The sequence below is a fragment of the Labrys monachus genome, assembly GCF_030814655.1.
Taxonomy (GTDB): domain Bacteria; phylum Pseudomonadota; class Alphaproteobacteria; order Rhizobiales; family Labraceae; genus Labrys; species Labrys monacha.
This window is the reverse complement of sequence record NZ_JAUSVK010000001.1, coordinates 1,676,513-1,701,070: the sequence shown is the minus strand read 5'-3', so window position 1 is coordinate 1,701,070 and position 24,558 is coordinate 1,676,513. Positions and strand designations below refer to the sequence as shown.

At 66.4% G+C, this 24,558-nt stretch carries 27 protein-coding genes; 9 read left to right on the top strand and 18 right to left on the bottom strand.

What is annotated here, in order from left to right; genetic code table 11:
- Positions 1-33 precede the first annotated feature (33 nt).
- Entirely contained in the window at positions 34-1,002 is a 969-nt protein-coding gene (locus tag J3R73_RS07680; RefSeq protein WP_307424588.1) for a sugar ABC transporter substrate-binding protein, read from the bottom strand.
- A gap of 272 nt (positions 1,003-1,274) precedes the next feature.
- Here J3R73_RS07680 and J3R73_RS07675 point away from each other — a divergent pair, with 272 nt between their 5' ends.
- Entirely contained in the window at positions 1,275-2,516 is a 1,242-nt protein-coding gene (locus J3R73_RS07675) for a substrate-binding domain-containing protein (protein ID WP_307424586.1), read from the top strand.
- 20 nt (positions 2,517-2,536) lie between these two features.
- Positions 2,537-3,358: an IclR family transcriptional regulator gene (locus J3R73_RS07670; RefSeq protein ID WP_307437195.1), complete on the top strand. Its 822-nt coding sequence runs from the start codon at positions 2,537-2,539 to the stop codon at positions 3,356-3,358.
- A gap of 226 nt (positions 3,359-3,584) precedes the next feature.
- Here the strand turns inward: J3R73_RS07670 and J3R73_RS07665 are convergent, their stop codons facing one another.
- Positions 3,585-5,075, bottom strand: coding sequence for a caspase family protein (locus tag J3R73_RS07665; RefSeq protein ID WP_307424584.1), 1,491 nt, complete (start codon positions 5,073-5,075; stop codon positions 3,585-3,587).
- Positions 5,076-5,253: 178 nt separating this feature from the next.
- Here J3R73_RS07665 and ilvA point away from each other — a divergent pair, with 178 nt between their 5' ends.
- Positions 5,254-6,768 carry a threonine ammonia-lyase, biosynthetic gene (gene ilvA, locus J3R73_RS07660; protein WP_307424582.1) on the top strand — a complete coding sequence of 505 codons (1,515 nt, stop codon included), beginning with the start codon at positions 5,254-5,256 and terminating at the stop codon, positions 6,766-6,768.
- A 130-nt stretch (positions 6,769-6,898) separates the two neighbouring features.
- Here the strand turns inward: ilvA and J3R73_RS07655 are convergent, their stop codons facing one another.
- From J3R73_RS07655 to J3R73_RS07635, 5 genes are all read right to left on the bottom strand, one after another.
- The gene (locus tag J3R73_RS07655; RefSeq protein WP_307424578.1) at positions 6,899-7,369 is read right to left on the bottom strand and encodes a molybdenum cofactor biosynthesis protein MoaE; all 471 of its coding nucleotides are present in this window, start codon (positions 7,367-7,369) and stop codon (positions 6,899-6,901) included.
- A gap of 1 nt (position 7,370) precedes the next feature.
- A complete protein-coding gene (gene moaD, locus J3R73_RS07650; RefSeq protein ID WP_307424576.1) occupies positions 7,371-7,622 on the bottom strand; it encodes a molybdopterin converting factor subunit 1 in 252 nt (83 codons plus the stop codon).
- Entirely contained in the window at positions 7,619-8,233 is a 615-nt protein-coding gene (pgsA, locus tag J3R73_RS07645; protein ID WP_307437192.1) for a CDP-diacylglycerol--glycerol-3-phosphate 3-phosphatidyltransferase, read from the bottom strand. The genes moaD and pgsA overlap by 4 nt, the downstream gene beginning before the upstream one ends.
- 26 nt (positions 8,234-8,259) lie before the next feature.
- Positions 8,260-10,218 carry an excinuclease ABC subunit UvrC gene (gene uvrC, locus J3R73_RS07640; RefSeq protein ID WP_307437190.1) on the bottom strand — a complete coding sequence of 653 codons (1,959 nt, stop codon included), beginning with the start codon at positions 10,216-10,218 and terminating at the stop codon, positions 8,260-8,262.
- Positions 10,219-10,331: 113 nt separating this feature from the next.
- Complete coding sequence (locus tag J3R73_RS07635) at positions 10,332-11,075, bottom strand: SDR family oxidoreductase (RefSeq protein WP_307424573.1); 744 nt, start codon at positions 11,073-11,075, stop codon at positions 10,332-10,334.
- Between the two features lie 175 nt (positions 11,076-11,250).
- Between J3R73_RS07635 and J3R73_RS07630 the strand changes: the two genes are divergently transcribed.
- Together J3R73_RS07630 and J3R73_RS07625 are read left to right on the top strand one after the other, a co-directional pair.
- Positions 11,251-11,712: a hypothetical protein gene (locus J3R73_RS07630; protein WP_307424571.1), complete on the top strand. Its 462-nt coding sequence runs from the start codon at positions 11,251-11,253 to the stop codon at positions 11,710-11,712.
- Between the two features lie 266 nt (positions 11,713-11,978).
- Positions 11,979-12,617 (top strand): outer membrane protein, encoded by a 639-nt coding sequence (locus J3R73_RS07625; RefSeq protein WP_307424568.1) that lies wholly within the window; start codon positions 11,979-11,981, stop codon positions 12,615-12,617.
- Positions 12,618-12,686: 69 nt separating this feature from the next.
- On the opposite strand, the gene J3R73_RS07620 is transcribed toward J3R73_RS07625, so the two are convergent.
- Positions 12,687-13,637, bottom strand: coding sequence for a DMT family transporter (locus J3R73_RS07620; RefSeq protein WP_307424565.1), 951 nt, complete (start codon positions 13,635-13,637; stop codon positions 12,687-12,689).
- A gap of 107 nt (positions 13,638-13,744) precedes the next feature.
- On the opposite strand from J3R73_RS07620, the gene J3R73_RS07615 reads away from it, so the two are divergent.
- Positions 13,745-14,422 carry a helix-turn-helix transcriptional regulator gene (locus tag J3R73_RS07615; protein ID WP_307424563.1) on the top strand — a complete coding sequence of 226 codons (678 nt, stop codon included), beginning with the start codon at positions 13,745-13,747 and terminating at the stop codon, positions 14,420-14,422.
- 7 nt (positions 14,423-14,429) lie between these two features.
- Here J3R73_RS07615 and J3R73_RS07610 read toward each other — a convergent pair whose 3' ends face one another.
- Positions 14,430-15,029 (bottom strand): glutathione S-transferase, encoded by a 600-nt coding sequence (locus J3R73_RS07610; protein WP_307424561.1) that lies wholly within the window; start codon positions 15,027-15,029, stop codon positions 14,430-14,432.
- 130 nt (positions 15,030-15,159) lie between these two features.
- Positions 15,160-15,372, bottom strand: a complete 213-nt coding sequence (locus tag J3R73_RS07605; protein ID WP_307437186.1) for a cold-shock protein — start codon at positions 15,370-15,372, stop codon at positions 15,160-15,162.
- A 514-nt stretch (positions 15,373-15,886) separates the two neighbouring features.
- On the opposite strand from J3R73_RS07605, the gene J3R73_RS07600 reads away from it, so the two are divergent.
- Positions 15,887-16,807: an MBL fold metallo-hydrolase gene (locus J3R73_RS07600; RefSeq protein ID WP_307424557.1), complete on the top strand. Its 921-nt coding sequence runs from the start codon at positions 15,887-15,889 to the stop codon at positions 16,805-16,807.
- Here the strand turns inward: J3R73_RS07600 and J3R73_RS07595 are convergent.
- Together J3R73_RS07595 and J3R73_RS07590 are read right to left on the bottom strand one after the other, a co-directional pair.
- Positions 16,792-17,601 carry a DUF1499 domain-containing protein gene (locus J3R73_RS07595; protein WP_307424554.1) on the bottom strand — a complete coding sequence of 270 codons (810 nt, stop codon included), beginning with the start codon at positions 17,599-17,601 and terminating at the stop codon, positions 16,792-16,794. The genes J3R73_RS07600 and J3R73_RS07595 overlap by 16 nt on opposite strands.
- A gap of 2 nt (positions 17,602-17,603) precedes the next feature.
- Positions 17,604-18,311, bottom strand: a complete 708-nt coding sequence (locus J3R73_RS07590) for an HAD family hydrolase (RefSeq protein WP_307424551.1) — start codon at positions 18,309-18,311, stop codon at positions 17,604-17,606.
- Between the two features lie 301 nt (positions 18,312-18,612).
- Between J3R73_RS07590 and J3R73_RS07585 the strand changes: the two genes are divergently transcribed.
- On the top strand, positions 18,613-19,530 hold the full coding sequence (locus J3R73_RS07585) for a DnaJ C-terminal domain-containing protein (protein WP_307424548.1): 918 nt from the start codon (positions 18,613-18,615) through the stop codon (positions 19,528-19,530).
- 41 nt (positions 19,531-19,571) lie between these two features.
- On the opposite strand, the gene aroC is transcribed toward J3R73_RS07585, so the two are convergent.
- Positions 19,572-20,693, bottom strand: a complete 1,122-nt coding sequence (aroC, locus tag J3R73_RS07580; protein ID WP_307424545.1) for a chorismate synthase — start codon at positions 20,691-20,693, stop codon at positions 19,572-19,574.
- On the bottom strand, positions 20,680-20,841 hold the full coding sequence (locus tag J3R73_RS07575; RefSeq protein WP_307424541.1) for a hypothetical protein: 162 nt from the start codon (positions 20,839-20,841) through the stop codon (positions 20,680-20,682). Before J3R73_RS07575 ends, aroC begins: the two co-directional genes overlap by 14 nt.
- Positions 20,842-21,027: 186 nt before the next feature.
- Between J3R73_RS07575 and J3R73_RS07570 the strand changes: the two genes are divergently transcribed.
- Positions 21,028-21,303 (top strand): PsiF family protein, encoded by a 276-nt coding sequence (locus J3R73_RS07570; protein ID WP_307424538.1) that lies wholly within the window; start codon positions 21,028-21,030, stop codon positions 21,301-21,303.
- A gap of 68 nt (positions 21,304-21,371) precedes the next feature.
- Here the strand turns inward: J3R73_RS07570 and J3R73_RS07565 are convergent, their stop codons facing one another.
- The 4 genes from J3R73_RS07565 to pdxH form a co-directional block, all read right to left on the bottom strand.
- The gene (locus J3R73_RS07565; RefSeq protein ID WP_307424536.1) at positions 21,372-21,953 is read right to left on the bottom strand and encodes a histidine phosphatase family protein; all 582 of its coding nucleotides are present in this window, start codon (positions 21,951-21,953) and stop codon (positions 21,372-21,374) included.
- Positions 21,954-21,956: 3 nt separating this feature from the next.
- The gene (gene fabI / locus J3R73_RS07560) at positions 21,957-22,775 is read right to left on the bottom strand and encodes an enoyl-ACP reductase FabI (RefSeq protein ID WP_307424533.1); all 819 of its coding nucleotides are present in this window, start codon (positions 22,773-22,775) and stop codon (positions 21,957-21,959) included.
- A 132-nt stretch (positions 22,776-22,907) separates the two neighbouring features.
- Positions 22,908-23,660 (bottom strand): SDR family NAD(P)-dependent oxidoreductase, encoded by a 753-nt coding sequence (locus J3R73_RS07555; RefSeq protein ID WP_307424531.1) that lies wholly within the window; start codon positions 23,658-23,660, stop codon positions 22,908-22,910.
- Between the two features lie 157 nt (positions 23,661-23,817).
- Positions 23,818-24,462, bottom strand: a complete 645-nt coding sequence (gene pdxH, locus J3R73_RS07550) for a pyridoxamine 5'-phosphate oxidase (RefSeq protein WP_307437183.1) — start codon at positions 24,460-24,462, stop codon at positions 23,818-23,820.
- Positions 24,463-24,558: the final 96 nt, after the last annotated feature.

The following is a 24,558-nucleotide window of genomic DNA, read 5'->3' as shown; positions in this document are numbered from 1 at the left end:
TTAGCCGCCATTGGTAAGACCCCGTCCCGGTCGTCAGTGCGTCTCGAGATATTTCTTCGCCGCGGCGATATCCTTCTTCGAATAAGTGGGCGAGGCGGTGAACTGATAGAAATCGCCGAGGCTCTTGCCCCGAACCTGCTTGAGAGCCAGCTCGACGCCGGCAGCGCCCATGGCATAGGGGTCCTGGCCCGTGGTCCACACCACCGCGCTCTTGGGATCGACGATCGCATGCGCGACCTGCGGATTGATGTCGATACCGAAGACCTTGACCTTGTCCGCCATTCCTTTGGAATCAACCGCCTGGCCGGCGGCGATGGTGCCGTCATCGTTCTCGCCGATGAAAACCTGCGCATCCGGATGCGCCGTCAGCATGGCATCGGCGATCGGCCGGGCCTTGTCGACCTGGAAGCCCTCCTGCTCGTCGGCGAGCGTGATGTTCAGACCCGGGCCCGCGAGCGCTTTGTTGATGCCGGCTCGCCGGTCTTTGCAGGTGTCGAAGGTCTGGCAGGTCAGCATGAGCAAGGTTGCCTTGCCGCCCAGTTGCTGGCGCACATAGTCGGCGACCTGGGTGCCCGTGATCTCTCCGATCTTCTTGTTGTCGCTGGTGACGAAGGCTTTGACGAGTTGCTTGTCTTCCGGCGAGCGGATGCAGGTGTTCCAGCACACGACCGGTATGCCCGCGTCCTTGGCCAGCTTCAGCGCGGCGATTGAACCCGTGGCTGACTGTGCGGAGATCAGGATTACGTCGACCTGGCGGCGGATGAAGGTCTGCACGAGTTCGGCTTCGCGGCCGACGTTCGAGTTCGCGTTCTCGATCAGAAGTTCCGCGCCATCCTTTTCAGCAACGCTCTTCATGCCCTTGCGAGCTTCAGCGAAGAAAGGGTTACCGAAAAGCTCGATGACCCCGATGACCGGCTTGGCGGCGTCGGCCCTTGCGGCGCCCTGCGTGAAACAGGCGATGGCGGAAGCCATAGCCAGAGCCGTCAATAATTTCGTCCTCATGAGCGTTCCTCCTGCTTGCATTTTTTTCATTGGGTCGTACATGTGTTCGGTATGTTGAACAAATGAATGCTAGGAGAGCACGCGAACGGTGTCAAGGGGATCAACTTGCACGGACTGGTGGAGATTGGTGGCGCTGCATTCCGGAGTTGCGGCTGCAGCCTGCCTGCGCCATGCTCCATGCCCCCGGCCGACGCCGCATTGGAACGCCGCAACTATCCGGTCCGACAAGGCTTCGCCGCAGCGGACGAACAGGGCAGCGCCGGAAGACTTTCATGGAACGCGAAGTAGTAGGCATTATGCGCGATCACGACGACCGTGGCCGTTCGATGGCCCCTGATGGGACTGAGCTCGGCCCGCGTGGCGAGGCAGCCAATTCCCCGGCGGCCCCACAGGCTCAGAGCCCCGCAGCGGAAGCCGCCGGCGCCAGTCGAGTGCCCGCCTTGTCGAGGGCGGCAGCGCTTCTCGACGTGGTATCGACGGCCGAGAAGGGCTGTACGCTGTCCGAGCTCGCACGCTTGCTCGCCGCGCCCAAGAGCAGCCTGCTCAATATCTGTGACACGCTGGTGGGCGAGCGGCTGCTGCGCAAAGATGCGACGGGCCACTATCGCATTGGCATACGGATGGCGGAGTTCGCGGCCGCGCAGCTCAGCCATCCGCCGCGACTCAAGACGCTGGGCGTGGTGGTCCAGAACTTCACCAATCCGTTCTTCCGGGTGGAAGCGGATGCGATCACCGTGGCGGCGGAGCGAATGGGCGTGGCGGTGACGGTTCTCGACGCTGAGCAGATGCTGGACCGCCAGCTTCTGCAGCTGGAAAGCCTCGCGGCCCAAGGCGTCGACGCAGTGATCATCGATCCCGTCGACTCCGAGGCCGTTGCGACGGGAGTGGCGGCCGTCGTCAGGCGCGGCATCCCGGTGATTGCCGTCAATGCGGGCGCAAGCGGTGCCGATGCCATGGTGGCCACCGACAACGTGCAAGCGGGCGAGCTGATCGGCCGCCATCTGGGCGCGGCGCTCCATGGAAAGGGCGACGTCGTCGTCATCGGCGGGACACGCATCACCGGCAACGTCGACAGGATCGGGGGCTTCCTCGGGGCGTTGCGGGAATACCCCGAGATCCGAGTGGTCGACCGCCTGGACGGCGACAATACGTTTGAACGCGGGCGGAAGCTCGCTCATACCATTCTCGACCGCCATCCGAATGTCGATGCGGTATTCAGCATCAATGATCCGACGGCACTCGGCGTCCTTGAAACGTTCGAGGAGCGCCACGCCACGGTGGCCGTCGTCAGCGTCGACGGCTCGTCGTCCGCAGTCGAAGCTCTCAGGTCCGGGCGTGGCATTATCGCAACTGCGGCGCAGAATCCTCAAGAACTCGGTCGCGCCGCGCTCCGACTGGCCGATCTTCTCTATTCGGGAGGGAATATGCCACGCCGCACGTGGCTGCTGCCCACGGCTCTGGTAACATCCTCCAACGCCGACACCTATGCGCCATGGGACGCCCCGCCGACGTGAATGAACCGTCTTTGACAGAGGTGACGAGGAAACGCGCGCTGCGCCAGTCTTCTGCCCCAGCCAATAAAGCGCCTGCGGTCGCCAAGGCCATCGCGATTCTCGACGATCTGGCGCAACTGTCCGGCGCGGCCTCGGTTTCGGCAATCGCCCGACGGACCGAATTCTCCAAGAGTTCGGTCTCGGACATCTGTTCGACGCTATCAGGTCTGGGGCTGCTCTGGCGCGACCGCGAAGGACACTATCTGCTTGGACACCGCATCGTCGAGTTGGCGCGCGCCCTCGTCGGTGGTCACAGGCTGATCGAAGTCTTTGCCGAGGCCTGTGAGTCGGTGCCGGAAGTGCGCGACGAGACCGTCACCCTTTCAATTCTCGACGGCGTCGACGTCGTCATCGTCGCGACGAGGCACGGCCGCGCAGCCCTGCCAATCACCGCGAGGATCGGGCTGCGTTTGCCGGTGTGGTCGACAGCCTCCGGCCGGTGCTTTCTCCAATCTCACACGCCGGCCCGTCTCGAGGAAATCCTCGCCGTCGCTTCTGCGGCGCCGACCAGCGTTTCCGGGCGGGTTCCGTCCATCCGACAATTGGCATCTGAGCTTGCGCTCGAGCACGTCAAGGGCTTCCATGTAGACGAGGGATCGACCGCAGCCGGCCTGACGTGCTTCGGCGCCCCTGTCGAAGCCGACGCTCCGGGTAGAACCATTGCGGCCGTGGCGATCGCGGTGCGGAGCGATGCGCTGTCGGCGACACGGCGAGCCGATCTCGGCCGAGCCGCCGTCGCTGTCGCCGTCGCATGCAAGACGCTGGCGGGTCCCGATTTGGTGGACCTCGCCGCCGCTCGCTGAGATGCGCCATGGTGCTGAAGTCAAACCCAAGTAAGACGAGAAAGTGCCTTACGCCGGTGTCGGGCACGATTTTGTCGCCGCGGAACTGCCAATGGGGCGTGGAGAATTTTGCCTTCAGAGACAAGCCGGGGGCGACGCGACCATTCCGCTCTTGAGCGCGACGAAAGCCTCGCGAAGGCGCGCATATCCTTGGCGGAAAAGTCCATCAACTTCGCTGAAAGATGCTCTACGGCCCCGATTGCAGCAGGTTCAGGCGCTGCCAATACGCCGTCGCGATGCAGGCGACGGCGCTGCCGCAGCGGTCGCGCTGGGAGCGCCAAGCCGCCTGGTCGGCCGAGAACGGGGCGCGGGCCTGATCCGGCAGGGCGCGGAAGCGCAGCTTGAAGGCGACGGTCAGCGCCTGGTCGAGGCGCGCGAGGTCGCCGTTCCCGCAGATCGCTCTTTCGGCAGGATTGAGCCTGCCGCCGCAAGGAAAGCTCGGCGAGACCCGATCGGCGCTTCGTGCGACCTGGCCGAGAAGCGCCAGCCGCTGCCGGTAACTTGCGGCGATGCAATCGGCATCGCTGCCGCAGCGGTCGCGCTGGGCGCGCCAGTCCGCCTGGTTCGTCGTCAGCTGCGCGCGTCCGTTGCCGGACAGCGCGGAGAGGACCGCGCCATAGGTCGCAGCCAGGCTCTGGTCGAGGGCGGCGAGGCCGCCATTCCGGCAGATCGTCGCCTCGGCGGGGTTGAGCATGCCGTCGCAGCGAAAGCTCGGATGGGCCGCCTCGGCCGGCACGGCGAAGGCCTGCTGCTGTTCCGGCGGCTCCGGCTCCAGCGAGGCCTGCTGCGTCCGCACCGGCGTCTCCGGCTGAGCGAATGCCTGAGCCGCCTGCGTCGGCTGGACGGCGGCGGCATTGTCCTGGGCGGGCTGGACGACCGTCACCGGCTGCGGATCGGCGACGCTGCCGGCGATGGCGAAGGAGCCGATGATCGCCTCGTTGACCCAGGGCGTCTGCGCGCCCTGCGTCGCCTGGTCGACATCCGCCCGGACCTGGCCGAACATCTGGCGGATGTCGAGCCCGGGCGTGCCCATATGCGCCAGCAGCGCCTGCGTGAACGGCGAGTTGCGCCCGGTGCCGTCCTGCGCCACCGAGCCGGGCGCCGTCGAGAAGGCGATCAGCGTGCCCTTGGCCTCGGACGCGTCGAGATCCACCCGCGCCAGCCCCCGCGTCCCCGCCCCGCGCACCAGAGCATGCGCCAGCGGATTGTCCCGGCACGAATCCAGGATCACGATCTTCACCTTCGCCGAGGCCCCGTCCACCAGGTCCAGCAGCTTGTCCAGCGACAGCGCCTGGGTGTCGAGGTCAAGCTCGTCCGCGATCTTCGCCGACACCGGGATCAGGTAGTTGCGCCCCTTCACCTGCACGCCATGGCCCGAATAGAACACCACCACGCTGTCCGCATGGTCGGCATCGCGCAGGAACGCGCGCACCCCATCATTCATCGCCTGCAGGTCGCCGTCCCTGACCAGCGTCACCCGGTAGCCCAGCCGCCCCAGGCTCGCCGCCATGTCCGACGCATCGTTCGCCGGATTGACCAGGGGCGTCACCGACCGGTACGCCCCGTTCCCGATCACCAGCGCCGCCTTCGGCGCGGCATGGGCGGAAACCATGCCGAGCCACGCTGCAAACACAAGATTCAGCACGACGGAGACGGCAAGGCGGATCAGGCGCTTCATGGGATACTCGGAAGGCCGGCAAAAGTAAGCGGACCTTACTGCGCCCATCCGGCCCGTGTAAACGGGATTGGCTGCATGACAGCGAGGAAGCGCCCGGAGCCTGTCAGTCCGAGCGGCTCGCTTCCATCCGGCGCCGTCATGGCCTAAGGACAGCGCCTGACTTGCCGACAGGTGCCCCGTGCTCGACTACGTCCGCAGAATTCTCGATGCCCGCGTCTACGATGTCGCGTTGCAGACCCCGCTCGACGCGATGGTGCGCCTCGGCCAGCGGCTCGGCCGCCCCGTGCTGCTCAAGCGCGAAGACCTGCAGCCGGTGTTCTCGTTCAAGATCCGCGGCGCCTACAACCGCATCGCCCGCCTCTCCGACGAGGCGAAGGCTGCCGGCGTGATCTGCGCTTCGGCCGGCAACCATGCGCAGGGCGTCGCGCTTTCGGCCCGCAAGCTCGGCATCGAGGCGACCATCGTCATGCCGGTGACCACGCCCAGCATCAAGATCGACGCCGTGCGCTATTGGGGCGGCAAGGTCGTCCTCCACGGCGACACGTTCGACGAGGCCCACGGCCATGCCCGCCAGCTCGAGCGCGAGCAGGCGCTGACCTTCGTCCATCCCTATGACGATGCCGACGTGATCGCCGGCCAGGGCACGGTCGGCGTCGAGATCCTGCACAGCCATCCCGGCCCGATCGAGGCCATCTTCGTTCCCATCGGCGGCGGCGGCCTGGCGGCCGGCATCGCCTCCTATGTGAAGTTCCTGCGCCCGGAGACCCGGGTGATCGGCGTCGAGCCGGTCGACGCCGCCTCGATGAAGGCGGCCATCGAGGCCGGCGAGCGCGTCGTGCTCGACCGCGTCGGCCTGTTCGCCGACGGTGTCGCGGTCAGGCAGGCGGGCGAGGAAACCTTCCGCCTGTGCCGGCAGCTGCTCGACGACGTGCTCGTCGCGGATACGGATGCGATGTGTGCGGCGATCAAGGATATTTTCGAGGATGTCCGCGTTCTCGCCGAGCCCGCCGGCGCCCTCTCGCTGGCGGGGCTGAAGGCCTATGCGCTCGCCAACCCGGAACGCCGCGGCGCGCTCGTCGCCGTCAACAGCGGCGCCAACATGAATTTCGACCGCCTGCGCCATGTCGCCGAACGGGCCGAGGTCGGCGAGGCGCGTGAGATCCTGCTCGCCGTCACCATTCCCGAACGGCCCGGCAGCTATCGGCGCTTCATCCAGGTGCTCGGCAGCCGCATCGTGACGGAATTCAACTATCGCTTCGCGGGCGGTTCGCAGGCCCATGTGTTCGTCGGCCTGAAGCTCGCCGACGCCAAGCGCGAAAAGCCCGCCATCATCGCCGAACTGCATGGGCTCGGCTATGGCGTGCTCGACATCAGCGCCGACGAGACCGCCAAGCTGCATGTCCGCTACATGGTCGGCGGGCGCGCGCCGGCGCTCGTCGACGAGCTCATCCTGCGCTGCGAATTCCCGGAGCGTCCGGGCGCGCTGCTGCGCTTCCTCGACGGCATCGGATCCGACTGGAACATCACCCTGTTCCATTACCGCAACCATGGCGCCGATTACGGCCGCGTGCTCGTCGGCGTGCAGGTGCCGCCGGCCGACAGGGCCCGTTTCGAAGGCCGCATGGCGTCGCTGGGCTATCCCTACGAGGACGAGAGCGCCAACGAGGCCTATCGGCTCTTCCTGCGCGGATAGGACGGGAGCGGGCGCACAGGCGGCGTCGGATCCCGGATGTCGAAATTGCCGGCCTGGAACGAGCGGAACAGCGCGCATCCCGAGGCCCTTCAACCGCAGGCAGCGCCGCCCGCGCGATCAAGCCGTCAATTCAGGCGTCGCTATCGCCGGTTTGCGTCCAGCGCGATGCGGCGGCCTCGTCTTCGTCCTTCGCGCCGACCCATCCGGAGCCGTTCGCGCGCTCCTCATATTTCCAGAACGGCGCCCGCGTCTTGAGGTAGTCCATGAGGAAGGACGCCGACTCGAAAGCCGCCCGGCGATGCGCCGACGCGGTGACGACGAGGACGATGTTGTCGCCGGGGACCAAGCGCCCGTAGCGATGGATGATGGTCACGCCCTGCAGCGGCCAGCGGCTGCGCGCCTCCGCCTCTATCCGCTCCAGTTCGGCCTGGGCCATCTCGGGATAATGGTCGAGCGTCATCGCGGTGATGCGGTCGTCCCCCGCTCCCGCCCGGCAGATGCCAATGAAATTGACCACCGCCCCGATGTCCGTCCGCCCCTTCGCCAGGGCGGCAACCTCGGCGCCGACGTCGAAATCCGCGCGCTGCAGGCGGACGCCCATCTCAGCCGCCCGTCATCGGCGGGAAGAACGCGATCTCGCCGGCTCCCGCGATCGACGCCGCCGGCTTGACATGCCGGCGGTCGATGGCCGCCCGTACGATCCGGCGGTTCCCGAAGGCGTGGGCATGGGCCTCGTCCCGCTCCGACAGCCATTGCATGAGGTCCTCGATCGTCCTGACGTCCGGCGGCAGGTCGACGACCTCCTCCGTCAGGCCGATGCGCTCGCGCAGCCAAGCGAAATAGATCAGCTTCATTGCGGATCCTCCAGCAGGTGCCGCACGCCGCTGCGGAAATAGTCGTAGCCGGTGTAGAGCGTCACCACCGCGGAGATCCAGAGCAAAACCAGGCCGATATTGACGGTACCCGGCAGGATGGTCTCGCCCGCGGGCCCCGCCAGCAGGAAGCCGATCGCCAGGAGCTGCGCCGTCGTCTTCCATTTGGCCAGCCGCGTCACCGGCACCGAGACGCGCAGTTCCGCCAGGAATTCCCGCAGGCCGGACACCAGGATCTCGCGGCAGAGAATGACGATCGCCGCCCATAGCGACCAGCTCCGGATGGTATTGTCGGCCGTGAGCATCAGGAGGCAGGCGGAGACCAGCAATTTATCGGCGATCGGATCGAGCATGCGCCCGAGCGAGGATTGCTGTCCCCAGGCCCGCGCCAGGTACCCGTCGAAATAATCGGTGATCGCGGCGAGCGCAAAGGCGCCGAAGGCGACCCAGCGCACCCAGATATCCGCCGGCCAGAACAGGCAGGCGACCACCACCGGCACGGCGGCGATCCGGCCGTAGGTCAGGATGTTCGGCAGGGCCAGCGGCGAGATGCGTCGTTTGGGACTGTCTGGAGTCATGGTCCGAAGGAACATGGCGAGGGCCGCTGCGTCAACAAGCTTCAAATGAGCTTTTCGTGAAAGAAAGCATACACCTTGCGCGCGGTCGCCTCGTCGATGCCGGGACAGCCCTCAAGATCCGTCATCGAGGCGCGTTCGATCGCCTTGAGCGTGCCGAAATGCCGCAGCAGCGCCCGTTTGCGCTGGGGACCGATGCCGCCGATTTCCTGCAGCCCGCCCTCGCGCATGGATTTCGAGCGCTTCTGGCGGTGGGCACCGATGGCGAAGCGGTGGGCTTCGTCGCGCAGGCGCTGGACGAAATAGAGCACCGGGTCTCGCGGAGCGAGCTTGAACGGCGGCTTGCCCTCGGCAATGAAGGTCTCCCGTCCGGCATCGCGGTCGATCCCCTTGGCGACGCCGACCAGGGCGACGTCCTCGATGCCGAGGTCGGCGAACACCTGGCGCGCCACCTGCATCTGGCCGGCGCCGCCGTCGATCAGCACCAGATCCGGCCAGGCGGGCAGCCCCTCCTCCGCGGCGCCGCCGCTGTCGACGCGCGGCGTCTCCTTGATGAGGCGCGAGAAACGCCGCTGCAGCACCTCGCGCATCATGCCGTAATCGTCGCCCGGCGTGATCTCGTCCGAGCGGATGTTGAACTTGCGGTACTGGTTCTTGGCGAAGCCTTCCGGCCCCGCCACGATCATGCCGCCGACCGCATTGGTGCCCATGATGTGCGAGTTGTCGTAGACCTCGATGCGGCGGGGCGTCTCCTCCAGGCCGAAGGCCTCGGCCGCCCCCTCCAGCAGCTTGAGCTGGGAGGAGGATTCCGCCAGCCGCCGCCCCAGCGCTTCGCGCGTGTTGGTCAGCGCATGTTCGACGAGATCGCGCTTCTCGCCGCGCTTGGGGGTGACGACCTCGATGCGGTGGCCGGCGCGCAGGCCGAGAGCCTGCTGCAGGAGGTCCGCGCCTTCGATCTCATGCGAGAGCAGCACCAGCCGCGGCGCCGGCTTGTCGTCATAGAATTGGCCGAGAAAGGCTTCGAGCACCTCCGCCTCGGTGAGCGTCCGGTCCGCCTTGGGGAAATAGGCGCGATTGCCCCAGTTCTGCGAGGTGCGGAAGAAGAACACCTGGATGCAGAACTGGCCGGCCTGCTCGTACACGGCGAAGACGTCCGCTTCCTCGATCGAGCGCGGATTGATCCCCTGCGAACCCTGGATGGCCGAGAGTGCGGCGAGGCGGTCGCGATAGCGGGCGGCGCGCTCGAATTCGAGCGTCTCGGAGGCGACCTCCATCTCGCGCGCCATCTGCTCCTTGATCGCCTTCGACTTGCCGGACAGGAAGGCCCTCGCCTCGCCGACCAGCGCGCCATACTCCTCGATCGCGATCTCGCCGGTGCAGGGCGCCGAGCAGCGCTTGATCTGGAACAGGAGGCAGGGGCGCGTGCGCGAGGAAAACACCGAATCCGTGCACGAACGCACGAGGAAGGCCCGTTCGAGCGCATTCATGGTGCGGTTGACGGCGAGGACGCTGGCGAAGGGGCCGAAATAGTCGCCCTTGCGGTTGCGGGCGCCGCGATGCTTGGTCAATTGCGGCGCGGGATGGTCACCGGTGAGCAGGATATAGGGAAACGACTTGTCGTCGCGCATCAGCACGTTGAAGCGCGGCTTGAGGCTCTTGATCAGGTTGGTCTCGAGCAGCAGCGCCTCGGTTTCCGTCTGCGTGGTGACGAACTCCATCGCCGCGGTTTCGGAGATCATGCGGGCGATGCGGGCGCTCGACGCCACGCCGCGCGCATAGCTCGCAACGCGCTTCTTGAGCGAGCGTGCCTTGCCGACATAGAGCACGGTCCCCTCGGCATCGATCATGCGATAGACGCCGGGCGCATTGGGCAGCGCTTTCCAGAAATCGTGGATCACCGCCGCACCGGCCCGCATCGAGGATGGGAGAGCGGCGACGTCGAAGGCGAAATCGACCGAAGAATGGGTCTCTTCGGTCTCGGGGGTATCGATCGAGTCGGTCATGTCCCTAAAATAGGATGCGGCGGAGGCGGTGACGAGAGGGAAGCGCCGCATTCGCGCCCGATCGCGGCATGCTCGCACGGCGCGGCAGCGTCCGGAGAAACGATGGGCCGGGCTCAGGGCACCAGATGCTGGCCGGCATCGACGGCGAGCATCTGGCCGGTGACGCTGCGGGCCGAAGCGAGGAAGAGCGCCGCCTGCACGATGTCCTCCACCGCACTGCCATGATGCAGGAGGGTCGCGGCTTCCTCGGCGGCGAATTCCTCCGGCGACTGGGTGACGCTCTGGAGCGTCGGCCCGGGCGCGATGGCGTTGACGCGGATGCGCGGTGCCAAGGCCTGCGCGAGCGTCTGGGTCGCGACCTGGAGCACCGCCTTGCTGAGATAATAGGAAAAATAGTCGGGCTGCGGGCGAAGCACGCGCTGGTCGACCAGGTTGATGACGGAGGGATCCGGTGCCTCCCCGGCCACCTGCGCGGCGAAGGCCTGGGTCAGCAGGATGGGCGCCTGCGCATTGACGGCGAACTGGCGGTTCCATTTCTCCGCGCGGAGGGTGCCGACCGCATCCGCCTCGAAGCTGGAGGCGCTGTTGACCAGCAGGCTCAGGGGCCCGAGCGCCGTCGCCGCCTGCTCGACGATGGCGGCGACGCCGTCGCCGGCCGAAAGGTCGCCGGGAACGACGCTCGCCACGCCGCCCATGGCCGCGATCTCAGCGGCCAGCGCATCGGCCTCCACGCGCGAACGATTGCAATGCAGCGCCACGGCATAGCCCTGGCCCACCAAGGCGAGCGCGATCGAACGACCGATGCGCTTCGCAGCGCCGGTGACCAGAGCGGCACGGTGCAAAGCTGTGACTGCCATGAATTCCCTCTCAGAGTCCGGTTCGGCATGGTTACCTTCAAACCGGCTTTCTTCACAGACCATTTACGCTGCGACAAGATTGCCGCCCCCGCCGCTGGCCGTTAACGCCACCTAGCGAGTTATCGCTGTTCAAAGGCCAAGAGGACCAGCCCGCAGGCGGTCGCCGGAACATGCGATGCTGAAGATCACCATCCTCACCTGCGCGATCATCACCATGCCGCCCGCGCTCGAAGCGGCGCTGGCCGGTGATTCTGCGCCCCAGGCGTCCGACCACGCCGCGCTGGTGTGGACCGGCCGCTTCGTCGACATCGCGCGGGTGCCCGCAACGCCGGGGAACGCGCCGAACCAGCGCGATATTCCGATACGCGGCTCCGGTGACCCCGACATCGTCGGCTCGATTCCGCCCGCGGCCGCCGGCATCGCCTATCTGGAGCGCATGCTCGCCCGCGGGACGCAGGACGTACGCTCATGCGCCGCGCCGGCGGCCGATGCGCCCGGCCAGGACCTTGCCTGCGGCGGCGCCGGCAACAACCGATGGTCCGAACGAGTGGAGCATTTCAACTACGACGTCGGGACGGCGGACATGCGCTGGATCGATCCCCTGCTGCACTCCTCCCCTTCCTCGGCAGGTCCTTGAGCCCGATTTTCCGCGGGCGCCTCTTTACGTAAAATTCACCATAAGCAAACACAGAGCCGAGACAGAACGCCTTATAAAGACATATGGCATGGTTAACAATTATATACCTGAACAATATCTCTTGTCGTCACAATATTGCCTTTTTGAAATCCAACAATAGGAACGTCAGAAACCTTCTCTTAACAAACTTAAACTAACACGGCTGTATCTTTGTTCGATCGGGGGCTCCCCGCCACCATCGCGAGTGTGAGTATCAGGAGTTCACGATGAAAAAGCTTCTTCTGGCCATGGCAGCGACGCTGATCGCCGGCTCCGCCTATGCAGCCGACCTGCCGAACTACCAGGAAAACCAGCCGGCCTATCAGGCGGCGGAACCGGCGATGACGTGGACCGGATTCTATGCCGGTGCCAATATCGGCTATAATTTCAGCGGCGATTTCGACACGCATATCGTGAGCACCCGCCTGAACAGCGGCAGCGGCTTCAGCGGCGGCGTCCAGGCCGGCTACAACATGCAGTTCAATCCGATCGTGCTGGGCATCGAAGGCTCGATCAATTACGGCAGCGTCACCGATTCGTTCGCCGGTGCCCGCGGCAATTACGGCTTCAACGGCTCGCTGACCCCGCGCCTCGGCTATGCGATGGGCAACCTCATGCCCTACGTCAAGGCCGGCCTCGCCGTGGGCGATGTCGAGCTCAAGGCCTCGGGCGCCAGTGCCTCGCAGACGCGGGCGGGCTGGACCGCCGGTGTCGGCGCCGAATATATGGTGACGCCCCAGATCTCCGTCCGTGCCGAGTATAATTATACGGATTACTCCCGCACGAACTACACTCTCGGCCTCACGCCCGCGAGCGCCGGCTATAGCGGCAGCGACATCAAGCTCGGCGTGAACTATCACTTCTGATCGTCCGGAGCCGCGAGCGGCTACCCTGAGCAGAATTTTGCTGCGTCTTTTCAAAAGTCTTGCAGAGATTCACGGGCGTTCTCGCTCGTGAATCTCTGCTTGGCCCGGCCTCGTGCCGGGCCTTTCGCCGTTCGAGGGCCGCCCGTTCTCCGCCACGATATTGCCGATGACGGCCGCCATCACCACGGCGCCGCCCAGCAGCGTGGCCGGCTGCGGCGTCTCGCCGAAGGCGAGCCATACCCAGAGCGGCGCGAGCGGCGTCTCCAGGGCGCCGATCAAAGCCGTCTGCGCCGCCGGGATCAGGGCCGCGCCGATGACGAAGAGGATGAGGCCGAGACCCATATTGGTGCTGCCGAACAGCGCGAGGGCGGCCAGGTCATGCCACGGCACCGGCCAGGGCGAGGCGAGCGGCAGGCTGGCGAGCGCCGTCAATGCCGCCGAGAGGCAGGCGGCGGGCACCATCGGGACGTCGCGGCTGCGCCGGCGGACCACCATCACCGCCGCCATGAAGCAGGTCATCGCCAAAGCGAGGGCATCGCCCGCCAGGCCCCCTTCCCCGCCGCTTCCCGCCACCGTCACCGCCACCCCGGCAAGGGCGGCGAGGCTCGCCGCCAGGGTCGCCGGGGAAGCGCGCTCGCGCAGGACCGTCCACGCCAGGGCCGCCGCGACGAAGGGAACGGCGGCATAGATGATCGCGACATGGGCGACGCTCGTCAGCTTGAGCGCGTAGAGGAAGCTGATCATGCCGCAACTCGACAGCACGCAGAAGGAAAGGCCCGGCCATCCGATTCTCGCGAAAGCCCGCAATGTTGCGCCCCGTTCCATCGCGACGATGAAGACCAGGCCGGTCGCCGCGCCGAAGACGCCGCGCCAGAACAGGATCGTGCCGGCATCGAGGGGTATGGCACGCGTGAAATAGCCGGCCGTGCTCCAGGCGACGGCGGACAGGGTGACGAGCAACAGGCCCATCCTGTAGGCCGACGCCGAATCCGCCGGCAGGACACCGCGTTCGATCGTCATGGTCATCGTCCTCCTCACAAGAGTCTTGCCTGCCCATTGAAGCAGAGCCTTGCTGACATGAACCTGTCAGCAGTATGAGGACGTGTCCGGATGCGAGGGGCCGATCGATGCGCCGTACCACGCGCCTCTTCGAGATCATCCAGCTGCTGCGGGTCGCCAGAAGGCCGTTGACGGCCGAGACGATCGCCACGCAGCTCGAAGTCACCAAGCGCACGGTCTATCGCGACATCGCCTCGCTCCAGGCCCTGTCCGTGCCCATTCATGGCGAGGCGGGCATCGGCTATGTGATGCGGGCCGGCTACGACCTGCCTCCGCTGATGCTCTCCATCGACGAGGTCGAGGCGCTCGTCGTCGCGCTCGGTCTGGTCGAACGCACGGGCGACCGCGGCCTGAAGGCTGCGGCGGCATCGATCCGCGCCAAGGTGACGACCGTGCTGCCGGTCGCGGCGCGCCAGCCCATCCAAGGGCGCAGCCTCTATGTCTCCAACTGGGGCAGCAGCGAACCGACAGCGGTCGACCTCGCCGAGGTCCGGCGGGCCATCCGCGAGGAACGCAAGCTGGCGCTGTTCTACGGCGACGCCCAGGGGCAGGAGACGAACCGGATCATCCGTCCGATCGCCGTCGTCTATTATGTCGAGGTGGTCAGCATCGTCGGCTGGTGCGAGCTGCGCGGCGATTTTCGCAGCTTCCGCGCCGACCGCATCCGCGCCTGCAAGCCGACCGAGGAACGTTTCGCAGGCGAAGGCGCCCGCCTGCGCGACCTGTGGCAGGCGAGGCAGGAATAGAAGGGAACTACGCCGGTCGCGTCAGGCCGAAGGCCGGTATCCGCTCCTCGAAAGCCGTCAGCCAGGCGACGAGCCCGGGATGCTCGGCGCGCCATGTTCCCGCAAAGCGCAGATCGAGATAGCCGAGCGCGCAGGCCAATGCGATGGCGCCGGCGTCGAGGGCGGGATCGAAGGCCCCCGCGCGGCTTTCGAAGGCGGCCAGCCCCCGGCTGACCTTGCCGGCCTGGAGCTCGAGCCATCTGGGACTGTGCTGCTCGGGCGTGCGGAACCGGCCTTCATAGACCTGCAGCAGGGCAGCATCCATGATACCGTCCGCCAGCGCCTGGCGCGTCAGCACGTCGAAGCGCGCCGGGCCGGGCGGCAGGAGCAGGCCGCCGCCGGCCAGATGGTCGAGGTATTCCACGATGACTCGGCTGTCGTAGAGCGCCGTGCCGTCATCGAGGATCAGCGCGGGTATCTTGCCCAGCGGCGCCTGCCGGCGCAGGGGCTCTTCGGGATCGGTGGTATCGGCGGGAACGACGGTGATGCGATCCATCAGCCCAAGGAAATGGGCGGCGATCTTGACCTTCCGCCCGAAGGGCGAGGCCGGGGAGGAACGTAGCTGCATGTGAATTGCCGACATTGAGGTGGAACGAACGCGCCCGACGGGCTGCAGCATCACCTTGCATGCCAGCCTTCCACCCACAAGGAATATCCGGCCGGCGCCGCCTGTGCCGCAGCGACGGGCGGTCCGCGGCTCAGGCCTTGATCAGGTTCACGGCCTTCGGGCCCTTGCCCTTCTTGTCGGGCTCGACATCGAAGGAAATCTTCTGTCCTTCGATCAGCGTTCCCAGACCGGAGCTCTCGACGGCGGTGACGTGCACGAAGATATCCCGCCCGCCATCGTCGGGCGTGATGAAGCCATAGCCTTTTTGGGCGTTGAAGAACTTGACGGTGCCGCTCTGCGCCATCTTATGCTCCCAGTCCCGACCCGGCGCCTGCAGCCGGATCCATTTCACATGACCGAAAACGAAGTCTCTTCCAAAGAACGGCCATGTGCAAGAGGCGATCTTGCCGGGGTAGTTCTTCACAGGTCCGTCGATTGCGCCGGCAACGACTGAATTGACGGGACAGAACATCGTTCCAGCCTTGCCTTCGCTCCCGTTCAGCCCTGCAATTCTCGTCCCTCCAACACGCCTGTCGGCGAAGCATGATCGGCCCGCGCAGTTCCGAATATCCACCCGGCCGCTACTGCCGGAAGAGGCGTGAGCACGACGCAGACGCCGCCCTCTTCTGCGCATCGGAAAGCACACCCACGGACACTCGCCGGACAGCCACTGTTGCGCGGAACGACGACACGGAAAAAGACTGGTTCCGGCACCCCGAAAACATGGCCGCCATCCTTGCGAGAGCCTCGCCGCCGAACCCGCGGCCGCGGCGATCGGCCTGCAGCCTTTCGCCTCAGGGCGCGCTATATCATGCGGCATGAGCGACGACATCCCCTTCAACCGCGCGCCTCCGGCCGGCGGCCCCCTCGAGACGGTCCTGCCGCATCTGAGGCGCCTGATCGCGCCCAATGGCGGGCCCTTCACCTTTACCGGCACGTGCTCCTATATCGTCGGGCGCGACAAGGTCGCCATCCTCGATCCCGGCCCGGACGATCCCAGCCATATCGCGGCGCTCCTCGACGCCGTAAGAGGCGAAAGCGTGGAGGCGGTGATCGTCTCCCATACCCATCGCGATCATTCGCCCGCCGCCGCCGCGATCGCCTCGGCGACGGGTGCGAAGACCTATGGCGCGGGTCCCCACCGCAGCGCCCGCCCCCTCCATCGCGGCGAAGCCGCCGCGCTCGACACCGGTGCCGACCGGCAGTTCATGCCCGACCTCCGCCTTGCGGAGGGAGACACCCTCGATGGGCCGGGATGGCACGTGGCGGCGATCGAGACGCCCGGCCATTGCGCCAACCATCTCGCCTTCGCGCTTGACGGCGCGCCCGGCAGCGGGCCGGTGCTGCTGTCGGGCGACCATGTGATGGCGTGGTCGACCAGTATCGTCGCGCCGCCCGACGGCTCGATGGGCGACTACATGGCCTCGCTGCAGAAACTCGTCGGCCGGCCGGAAACGCGTTACTTTCCGGGCCATGGCGGCCCCGTCGACGAGCCGCAGCGCTTCGTGCGGGCGCTGATCCATCATCGCCGCATGCGCGAGGCCTCGATTCTCCAGGCCCTCGCCGACGGCGCCACCACCATTCCGGCCCTCGCGGGCAGGGTCTATGCCGGCCTGCAGCCCGCCCTGCTCGGCGCCGCCGCGCTCAACACCTTCGCCCATCTGGAGCACCTGGTCGAACAGGGCCGCGCGGCCACCGACGGTCCGCCGTCATTCGAGGGAACCTACTGGCTGGCCTGATCGGGCAGCAGGGCCAGATCGCGCAGGTCCGCCATGAACCGCTCGACCCGGCCGGCATTGACGCCGAAATCGAAGGCGCCGAACCGGGCCGCCGAACGCATGTCGATGCGGGACTTGCCGTCCTCGGTACGGATGCGGATCGCGATGTCGTCGATCGTGCCGAACAGCGTCGAGGCCGCGACCGCCTCGATGCGGTCCATCGGCGCGATATCGGGAAGGCGGACCCGCGCGGCCGTCTCGGCGAGGCGGATGTCGCCGACGATCTGCCAGCGCCGATCGCGGACCAGGCGCAGGACCAGTTTGCGCATGTCGTCCGCGGGAAGGTCGACCAGCATCGAGCGGATCTGCGGAAAGGCCTCGTGCTGGCGGGCGATGTTGGCGGGATCGTAGGCGGCCGGGTTGGCATCCGGCGGGCGGACCCGCGCGGCAAAGGACAGGGCCGGCGGATCCACGACGTCGGTCGAGATGTCGACGATCTCAGGCACGCTCAGCGCCAGGGCGGCCGCGAAGGCCGCAGGCGCCAGCATCAGCAGCGCCAGGGAGAAGGCGACGACGGCGCGCCCGAACCCCCGCACGCCCTTGCGCCAGATCGCGACGAAGGCGGCGACGGCGAGCGCCAGCGCCAGCAGCGCCACCGCAAGTCCGCCGGTCAGCGCCGCCAATCCCGGCATGAAGGGCACCAGATGGAAGCGGAGCAGGAACAGGGCGATCAGCACCGCATCGAACGCGAACACCGCGGCCTTGCCCGCGGCGCTCGCCAGGTCCGTGGGTGGTGCGGCCGCCAGCCGGCGCATCGTCAGCCCTTGAGCGTGCGCAACAGGGCCGGAAGCGCCATGACGTCGTCGAGGACATAATCGGCATGGGGCGCCAGTTCCTCGCGTCCGGCAAGACCGGAAAGGACGGCGACGGCGAGGCCTCCCGCCGCCCTCACGGCATGCAGGTCATGGGTGGAATCCCCCACCAGCACGATCTCCTGCGGCGCGAGGCCGTGGGCGGCGGCGAAACCGAGGATCGGGCCGGGCTCCGGCTTGCGGCCATGGCCGGAATCATAGCCGATCACCATGTCGAGCCATGGCATCAGGCCGAGCTTCTCACATTGTGCCCGGGCGCCGGCTTCCGAATCATTGGTGCAGATGCCGAGCAGATAGCCTTCCGCCTTCAGCGTCGCCAGCAGCCAGGGCGGGTCGCCGATCGCCGAGACGTGCAGCAGGCTTTCCTCGGTCAGCAGCCTGTCCATATTGGCGATGAAGGCGGCGTCTCCGACCTCGTCGAGGGCCTGGGCCCATGCGAGGCCGTAATCGGCCGAAGATCCCGCCACCAGGACGGAGGTGGGACGGATGCGCCCATTCTCCAGGTCGTAGTCATTGACCTCGACGAGCCGCGCCAGCTTGGCCGGGTCACCGCCGCTCATGCGCTGCATGACCGAATAGGTCGCCGCGCTCCAGGTCAGGTGAAAATCGACCAACGTACCGTCCTTGTCGAAGAGAATGGCGCGAAGCGTCATGGCGAATCCTGGAAATCCCGATGATGGCGCCCCTGCATAGGCCATTTCCGATCGAGGATGGAAGCTCGGCTGTTGTTCTTGAACAAACGATGCGATAAGGCCATCTCATCGTGGCTTCTTGATGCCGTTATTTGCTCGGAGGCCGCCGACGTCGAGAAATTGACGCATTGGCATCGTGGGCATATTGCCGAATCCGCCGCTTGTTCCCATCTTTCCTGTGCGTCGCGGGCCAATGGCGGACTGTAGGGTCTGAGGCCGCGAAGCCGGTCGCCCGGATGGGGACCGGCCGGAGGAATGTAGAATGCGTGATCCCTATACCATATTGGGCGTCTCGAAGACGGCTAGCGTCTCGGACATCAAGAAAGCCTATCGCAAGCTCGCCAAGCAATACCATCCTGACCAGAACAAGGATGCGAAGGCGGCCGCGAAATTTGCTGAGATCAACAGCGCCTACGAGATCGTCGGCGACGAGAAGAAGCGCGGCCAGTTCGACCGCGGCGAGATCGACGCCGAAGGCAAGCCGCGCTTCCAGGGCTTCGAAAATCAGGCGGCCGGCGGCCCGGGCGGCTTCGCCCAGGACGGCGGTTACGAGTTCAACTTCGGCGGCGGCCGCGGCGGATTCGCCGGCGGCGGCTTCGACGATATCCTGTCGGAAATGTTCGGCGCCCGGGCGAACCGGCGCGGCGGGCGTGAATCCGCCCCGCGCGGCAGCGACCTTCAGGCCACCGCGCATGTCCCCTTCTCCGTCTGGGCGCTGGGTGGGAAGATCCGCGTCGAACTCGCGCCTGGCCGTGTGGTCGATGCCTTCATTCCCGCGGGCATCGCGCCGGGCAAGAATGTGCGCCTCAAGGGTCAGGGCGAACCCGGCCCGTTCGGCGGCGAGCCGGGGGATGCGCTGCTCACCGTGGCGGTGGACCCGCACGAGCAGTTCCGCGCCGACGGCAAGAACATCCGCGTCGACGTCAACGTCACCATCTATGAGGCCGCCTTGGGCGCCAAGGTCCGGGTGCCCACCCTCGATGGCTCGGTCGACCTGACCCTGCCTGCCGGCACGACCGGCCTGCGCTCCTTCCGCCTCAAGGGCAAGGGCGTGCAGGTCAGGGAAGGCGCGGGCGACCTGATCGTGCAGCCGCGCATCATCATGCCCGACAAGATCCCCGCGGACCTCGAGGCGGCCCTGCTGAAGCTCCGCGACGAGGGGTATGATCCGGGACGCTGACGCATAGCGGCAAACCCGGCGCCACCGCCGGGCGCCGGCCGTCAATCCGCCGGCGCGAAGGGCCACGCCACCGAGGTGCCGACCTGGCCGCGATGCCTCAGCACATGGTCGGCGAGGACGCAGGCCATCATCGCTTCCCCGACCGGAACGGCGCGGATGCCGACGCAGGGATCGTGCCTGCCCTTGGTGACGACCTCGGTGTCCCGCCCGTAGCGATCGACCGTCCGCCGCGTCTGCAGGATCGAGGATGTCGGTTTGACGGCGAAGCGGACGACCACCGGCTGCCCCGTCGAAATGCCGCCGAGAATGCCGCCGGCATGGTTGGAGAGGAACAGCAGCCTGCCGTCATTGCCCATTCGCATCTCGTCGGCATTGGCCTCGCCGCCGAGTTCCGCCGCGGCGAAGCCGTCGCCGATCTCGACGCCCTTGACCGCATTGATGCTCATCATCGCCGCGGCGAGATCGGCATCGAGCTTGCCGTAGACCGGCGCGCCGAGGCCCGGCGGCACGCCTTCGGCCACCACCTCGACGACCGCCCCGATCGAGGAACCCGCCTTGCGGATCGAATCGAGATATTCCTCGAAGAACGCCGCTGCGACAGGATCGGGACAGAAGAACGGATTGGCGCGTACGGCTTCCCAATCCCAGCGTTGCCTGTCGATCTTGTGCGGCCCCATCTGCACCAGGGCGCCGCGGATCGACACGCCCGGCAGGACCTGGCGCGCAACGGCGCCGGCCGCCACCCGCGAGGCCGTCTCGCGTGCCGAAGAGCGTCCGCCGCCCCGATAGTCGCGCAGGCCGTATTTGACGTCGTAGGCGAAATCGGCGTGGCCCGGCCGATACTTGTCCTTGATGTCACCGTAATCCTTCGACCGTTGGTCGACGTTCTCGATCATCAGGTGGATCGGCGTCCCCGTCGTCTGCAACTCCCCGCTCGCCTCGTCCGCCATAACCCCCGAAAGGATCCGCACCGCGTCCGGTTCGCGGCGCTGCGTGGTGAAGCGGCTCTGCCCCGGCCTGCGCTGGTCGAGAAACCCCTGGATCATGCCTTCGCTCACCGGCAGCCGCGGCGGGCAGCCGTCGATGATGCAGCCCAGAGCAGGCCCGTGGCTTTCACCATAGGTCGTCACGCGAAAGAGATGGCCAAAACTATTGAAGGACATGAGTTTGTTCCTGAGATTTAAGCCCGTCTCCAATACCGAAAACTTTTTCAACAAGCTTATCGTCGATAGAAAATTCCATTTCCGCCCGAACGCCGGCACCGAAGCCGCTTTTCCGAGACAAGATCACGGAAAAATCACCGGTACTCAAGCTTATCTCCCATCGTAGCATCACGCGTACAGAGGTATCGAAGTCGAAGCGAAGGGCTGGATGCGATGTCTTTGGCGTCTGACGTAACGTCTCGGGAGAATGCGAGCGTTCCGAAACGCCAAAGGCATGCCGCTTCGTGGCTCGCGACTGCCATTCGAGAGGCAAAGCCTCGCAGAGGAGAAGCTCATGAACATGCCAAGGATCATTCTTGTCCCCGCCGTTGCGCTGGCACTTTCGCTCGGCGCGGAGGCCGCGGCCTTCGCCGAGTCGCCCGCCCATGCCTCGCCTGCGTCCTCCAACGCGATACCGACCGACGCCGAGGTCAAGGCGGCCACGACGCCCGTCCGGAAGATCGACGTCTCCAAGGCCTGCTCGGCCGCTGCGGACAGACAGAACCTTCATGGCAAGGCGCGCAAGACGTTCTACAGCGACTGCAGGAGACATGGCGGACCCTCGAGCTGATCCGCGCCTCTCGCGACCCGGAAGGTTGACCGCCGCGCCGGGCTTCGATGCATAGCCCGGCTACGTGTTCAAATCCATTCGGCCGTGTCGCCCCGGAAGACGAGAAGCCGGCCCTGCCAGATGTCGGCATCGGCGGCATCGGCTTCGGCAAGGCCCGCCCGCAGCACGCACAGGACGCGGGCCACGCCGCCGTGGCTGACCACCACGGTGTCCTGGCCTACCGTCTGCAGCCAACCGGCGATGCGGTCGCGCAGCATGGCGTAGCTCTCGCCGTCCGGCGGCACGAAATCCCATTTGCTGCGGAAACGTGTCGCCACCGCGGGGGCATCGACCGCACGCAGGTCCTGCCAGGTCTTGCCTTCCCATTCGCCGAAGGTGAGTTCCTTCAGCCTGTCGTCCATGCCGTAGCGCTCCGGCGGCAGGCCGATCGCGGCGCGGGCGATCTCGGCGGTCTCGCGGGTGCGCGACATCGGGCTGACGATCCAGGGCAGGCTGTCCGGTTCCGGCAGGATGGTCGCAAGGCGGCGCCCCGCCTCCGCGGCCTGGACGCGCCCCTTCGCATTGATCGGAATATCCCGCTGCCCCTGCAGGCGGGCATCGACATTCCAGTCGGTCTCGCCGTGCCGGATGAAATAAAGCGTGGGCGCCACGTCTCAATCCTTGCCGGCAAGGGTGATGTCGGGCGAAGTCGGGTTCTTCATGCCGACGACGTGGTAGCCCGCGTCGACATGATGGATCTCGCCGGTGACGCCGCGAGACATGTCGGAGAGGAGATAGGCTCCGGCCTCGCCCACCTCGTCGATCGTCACGGTCCGCCGCAGCGGCGCGTTGTATTCGTTCCATTTGAGGATGTAGCGGAAGTCACCGATGCCCGAGGCGGCGAGCGTCTTGATCGGGCCCGCCGAGATCGCGTTCACCCGGATGCCCTTCTCGCCGAGATCGGCTGCGAGATAGCGCACGCTCGCTTCCAGCGCGGCCTTGGCGACACCCATCACATTGTAGTGCGGCATCCATTTCTCGGCGCCGTAATAGGTGAGCGTCAGCAGAGCGCCGCCATCCGTCATCAGCTTCTCGGCCCGCTGAGCAACCGAGGTGAGCGAATAGCAACTGATCAGCATCGTCTTGGTGAAGTTCTCCTCGGTCGTCTCGATATAGCGGCCATCGAGCTGATCCTTGTCCGAGAACGCGATGGCATGCACCACGAAATCGAGCTTGCCCCATTTGTCCTGGACCTGGGCGAACACCGCGTCGATCGAATCGCCGTCCGTGACATCGCAGTGCCCGACCACGAGGGCATCCAATTCCGCCGCCAGCGGCTCGACGCGCTTCTTCAGCGCCTCCCCCTGATAGGTGAAGGCGAGTTCCGCTCCGTGCTGCTTGCATGCCTTGGCGATGCCCCAGGCGATCGACCGGTTATTGGCCACACCCATGATGAGGCCACGCTTGCCGGCCATCAAACCACTTGCTGTCATTCCGCAACTGCCCATTCGAAAGGAACGGCATGAATAACGGAAGGGCGCGCAGGGCGAAAGGGGCGTTTGCCTTATTTCTCATATGCCTGCGGCAAACCCCGCGGCAGGGCCGCGGGGTTTGCCGGACCCGATTCAGACGTGCTGGCCGCCATTGATGGCGATCTCCGCCCCGTTCACATAGGAACTCTGGTCCGTGCAGAGGAAATAGATCGTCTTCGCCACCTCGTCAGGGGTGCCGAGCCGGCGCATCGGGATCTGCGCGACGATCTTGTCGGTGCCGGGCGACAGGATGGAGGTGTCGATCTCGCCGGGCGCGATCGCATTGACGCGAATGCCGCGCGGCGCGAAATCGGCGGCCATCTCGCGGGTCAACGCCGCGAGCGCCGCCTTGGACGTCGCATAGGCTGCACCGGCGAAGGGATGCACCCGCGCCCCGGCGATCGAGGTGACGTTGACGACCGATCCTCTCGCCGCCTCCAATTCGTTGATCAGGCCGCGGGCCAGCATGATCGGCGCGAAGAAATTGACCTGGAAGACCCATTGCCAGTCGCTGACCGAGGTGTCGATGCTGCTGAGGCGCCCTCCGCCGGACGCCTTCGGCGAGATCGCCGCATTGTTGACGAGGGCATGGAGGCTCGTGCCCGCGAGCCGGCTCTTGATCTCGCCGATCGCCTCCTCGGTATTGGCGGGATCGGCGAGGTCGACCTGGATATGGTCTTCGGGGCCCGCCTCCCAGGGGCATTCCTCTGGAAAGGCATGGCGCGAGCACGTGATCACCCGCCATCCGGCGGCTGAGAAGCGCTTCACGGTGGCATGGCCGATGCCTCGCGACGCGCCGGTCAGAATCATCGCGCGCTGCGGCGTGGAAGCGGAATTGCTGGACATGGTGGACGGTCGATCCTGGTTTGGCGAAGGGCGGGGATTCGAGGGAGATCGCAACGCCTCCCCGCTTCGCATGGAAAAGCCTTAGATAAGAATGCCGAGGCGCTTCGCATATGGGGGCAGCCTCCCGTGGGGCTGCCTCGAAGAGGCGGCGTCCGCCTTACGGATAGAGCCGCGTCCGCGACCAGCCGTCCGCCTCGCCGCCGCGCCGGAACAGCACGCGGTCATGCAGGCGGAACGGCCGGTCGTGCCAGAACTCGATCTGTGCGGGCAGAACGCGGAAGCCGGTCCAGTGCGGGGGGCGCGGAATGTCACCGACGGCGAATTTGGCCGTATAGGAGGCAACCGCCTTTTCGAGGGCGAAACGGCTCTCGAGCGGCCGCGACTGCTGCGACGCCCAGGCGCCGATGCGGCTGCCGCGCGGACGCGTGGCGTAGTAGGCGTCCGCCTCGGCGTCGCCTACCTTTTCCACCGCGCCCCGGACCCGGACCTGCCGGCGCAGGCTCTTCCAGTGGAAGACGAGCGCCGCCTTGGGCACGGCGGCGAGCTCGTTGCCCTTGGCGCTCTCGGTGTTGGTATAGAAGACGAATCCCCGCGCATCGAATCCGTTGAGCAGGACCATCCGCACGTCCGGCAGGCCCTCGGCATCGACGGTGGCGAGGGCCATGGCGTGCGGATCATTCGGTTCGGAAGCCTTTGCTTCCTCGAACCATTGCGAGAAGAGCGAGAAAGGCTCGCCGGCCTCGACGAAATCGGCCGAGTCACCCGACGTTAACGGGCTTGTGCCAGGATTACTCAACGTCATGCTCACGGGGTGGCTCCAACATGTCACGTGTCTCCGCATCTGTAGCCGGTTATAGCGTGCGATGCGCCTTCATCCCACTGGCGGCGCTCGCCGGTT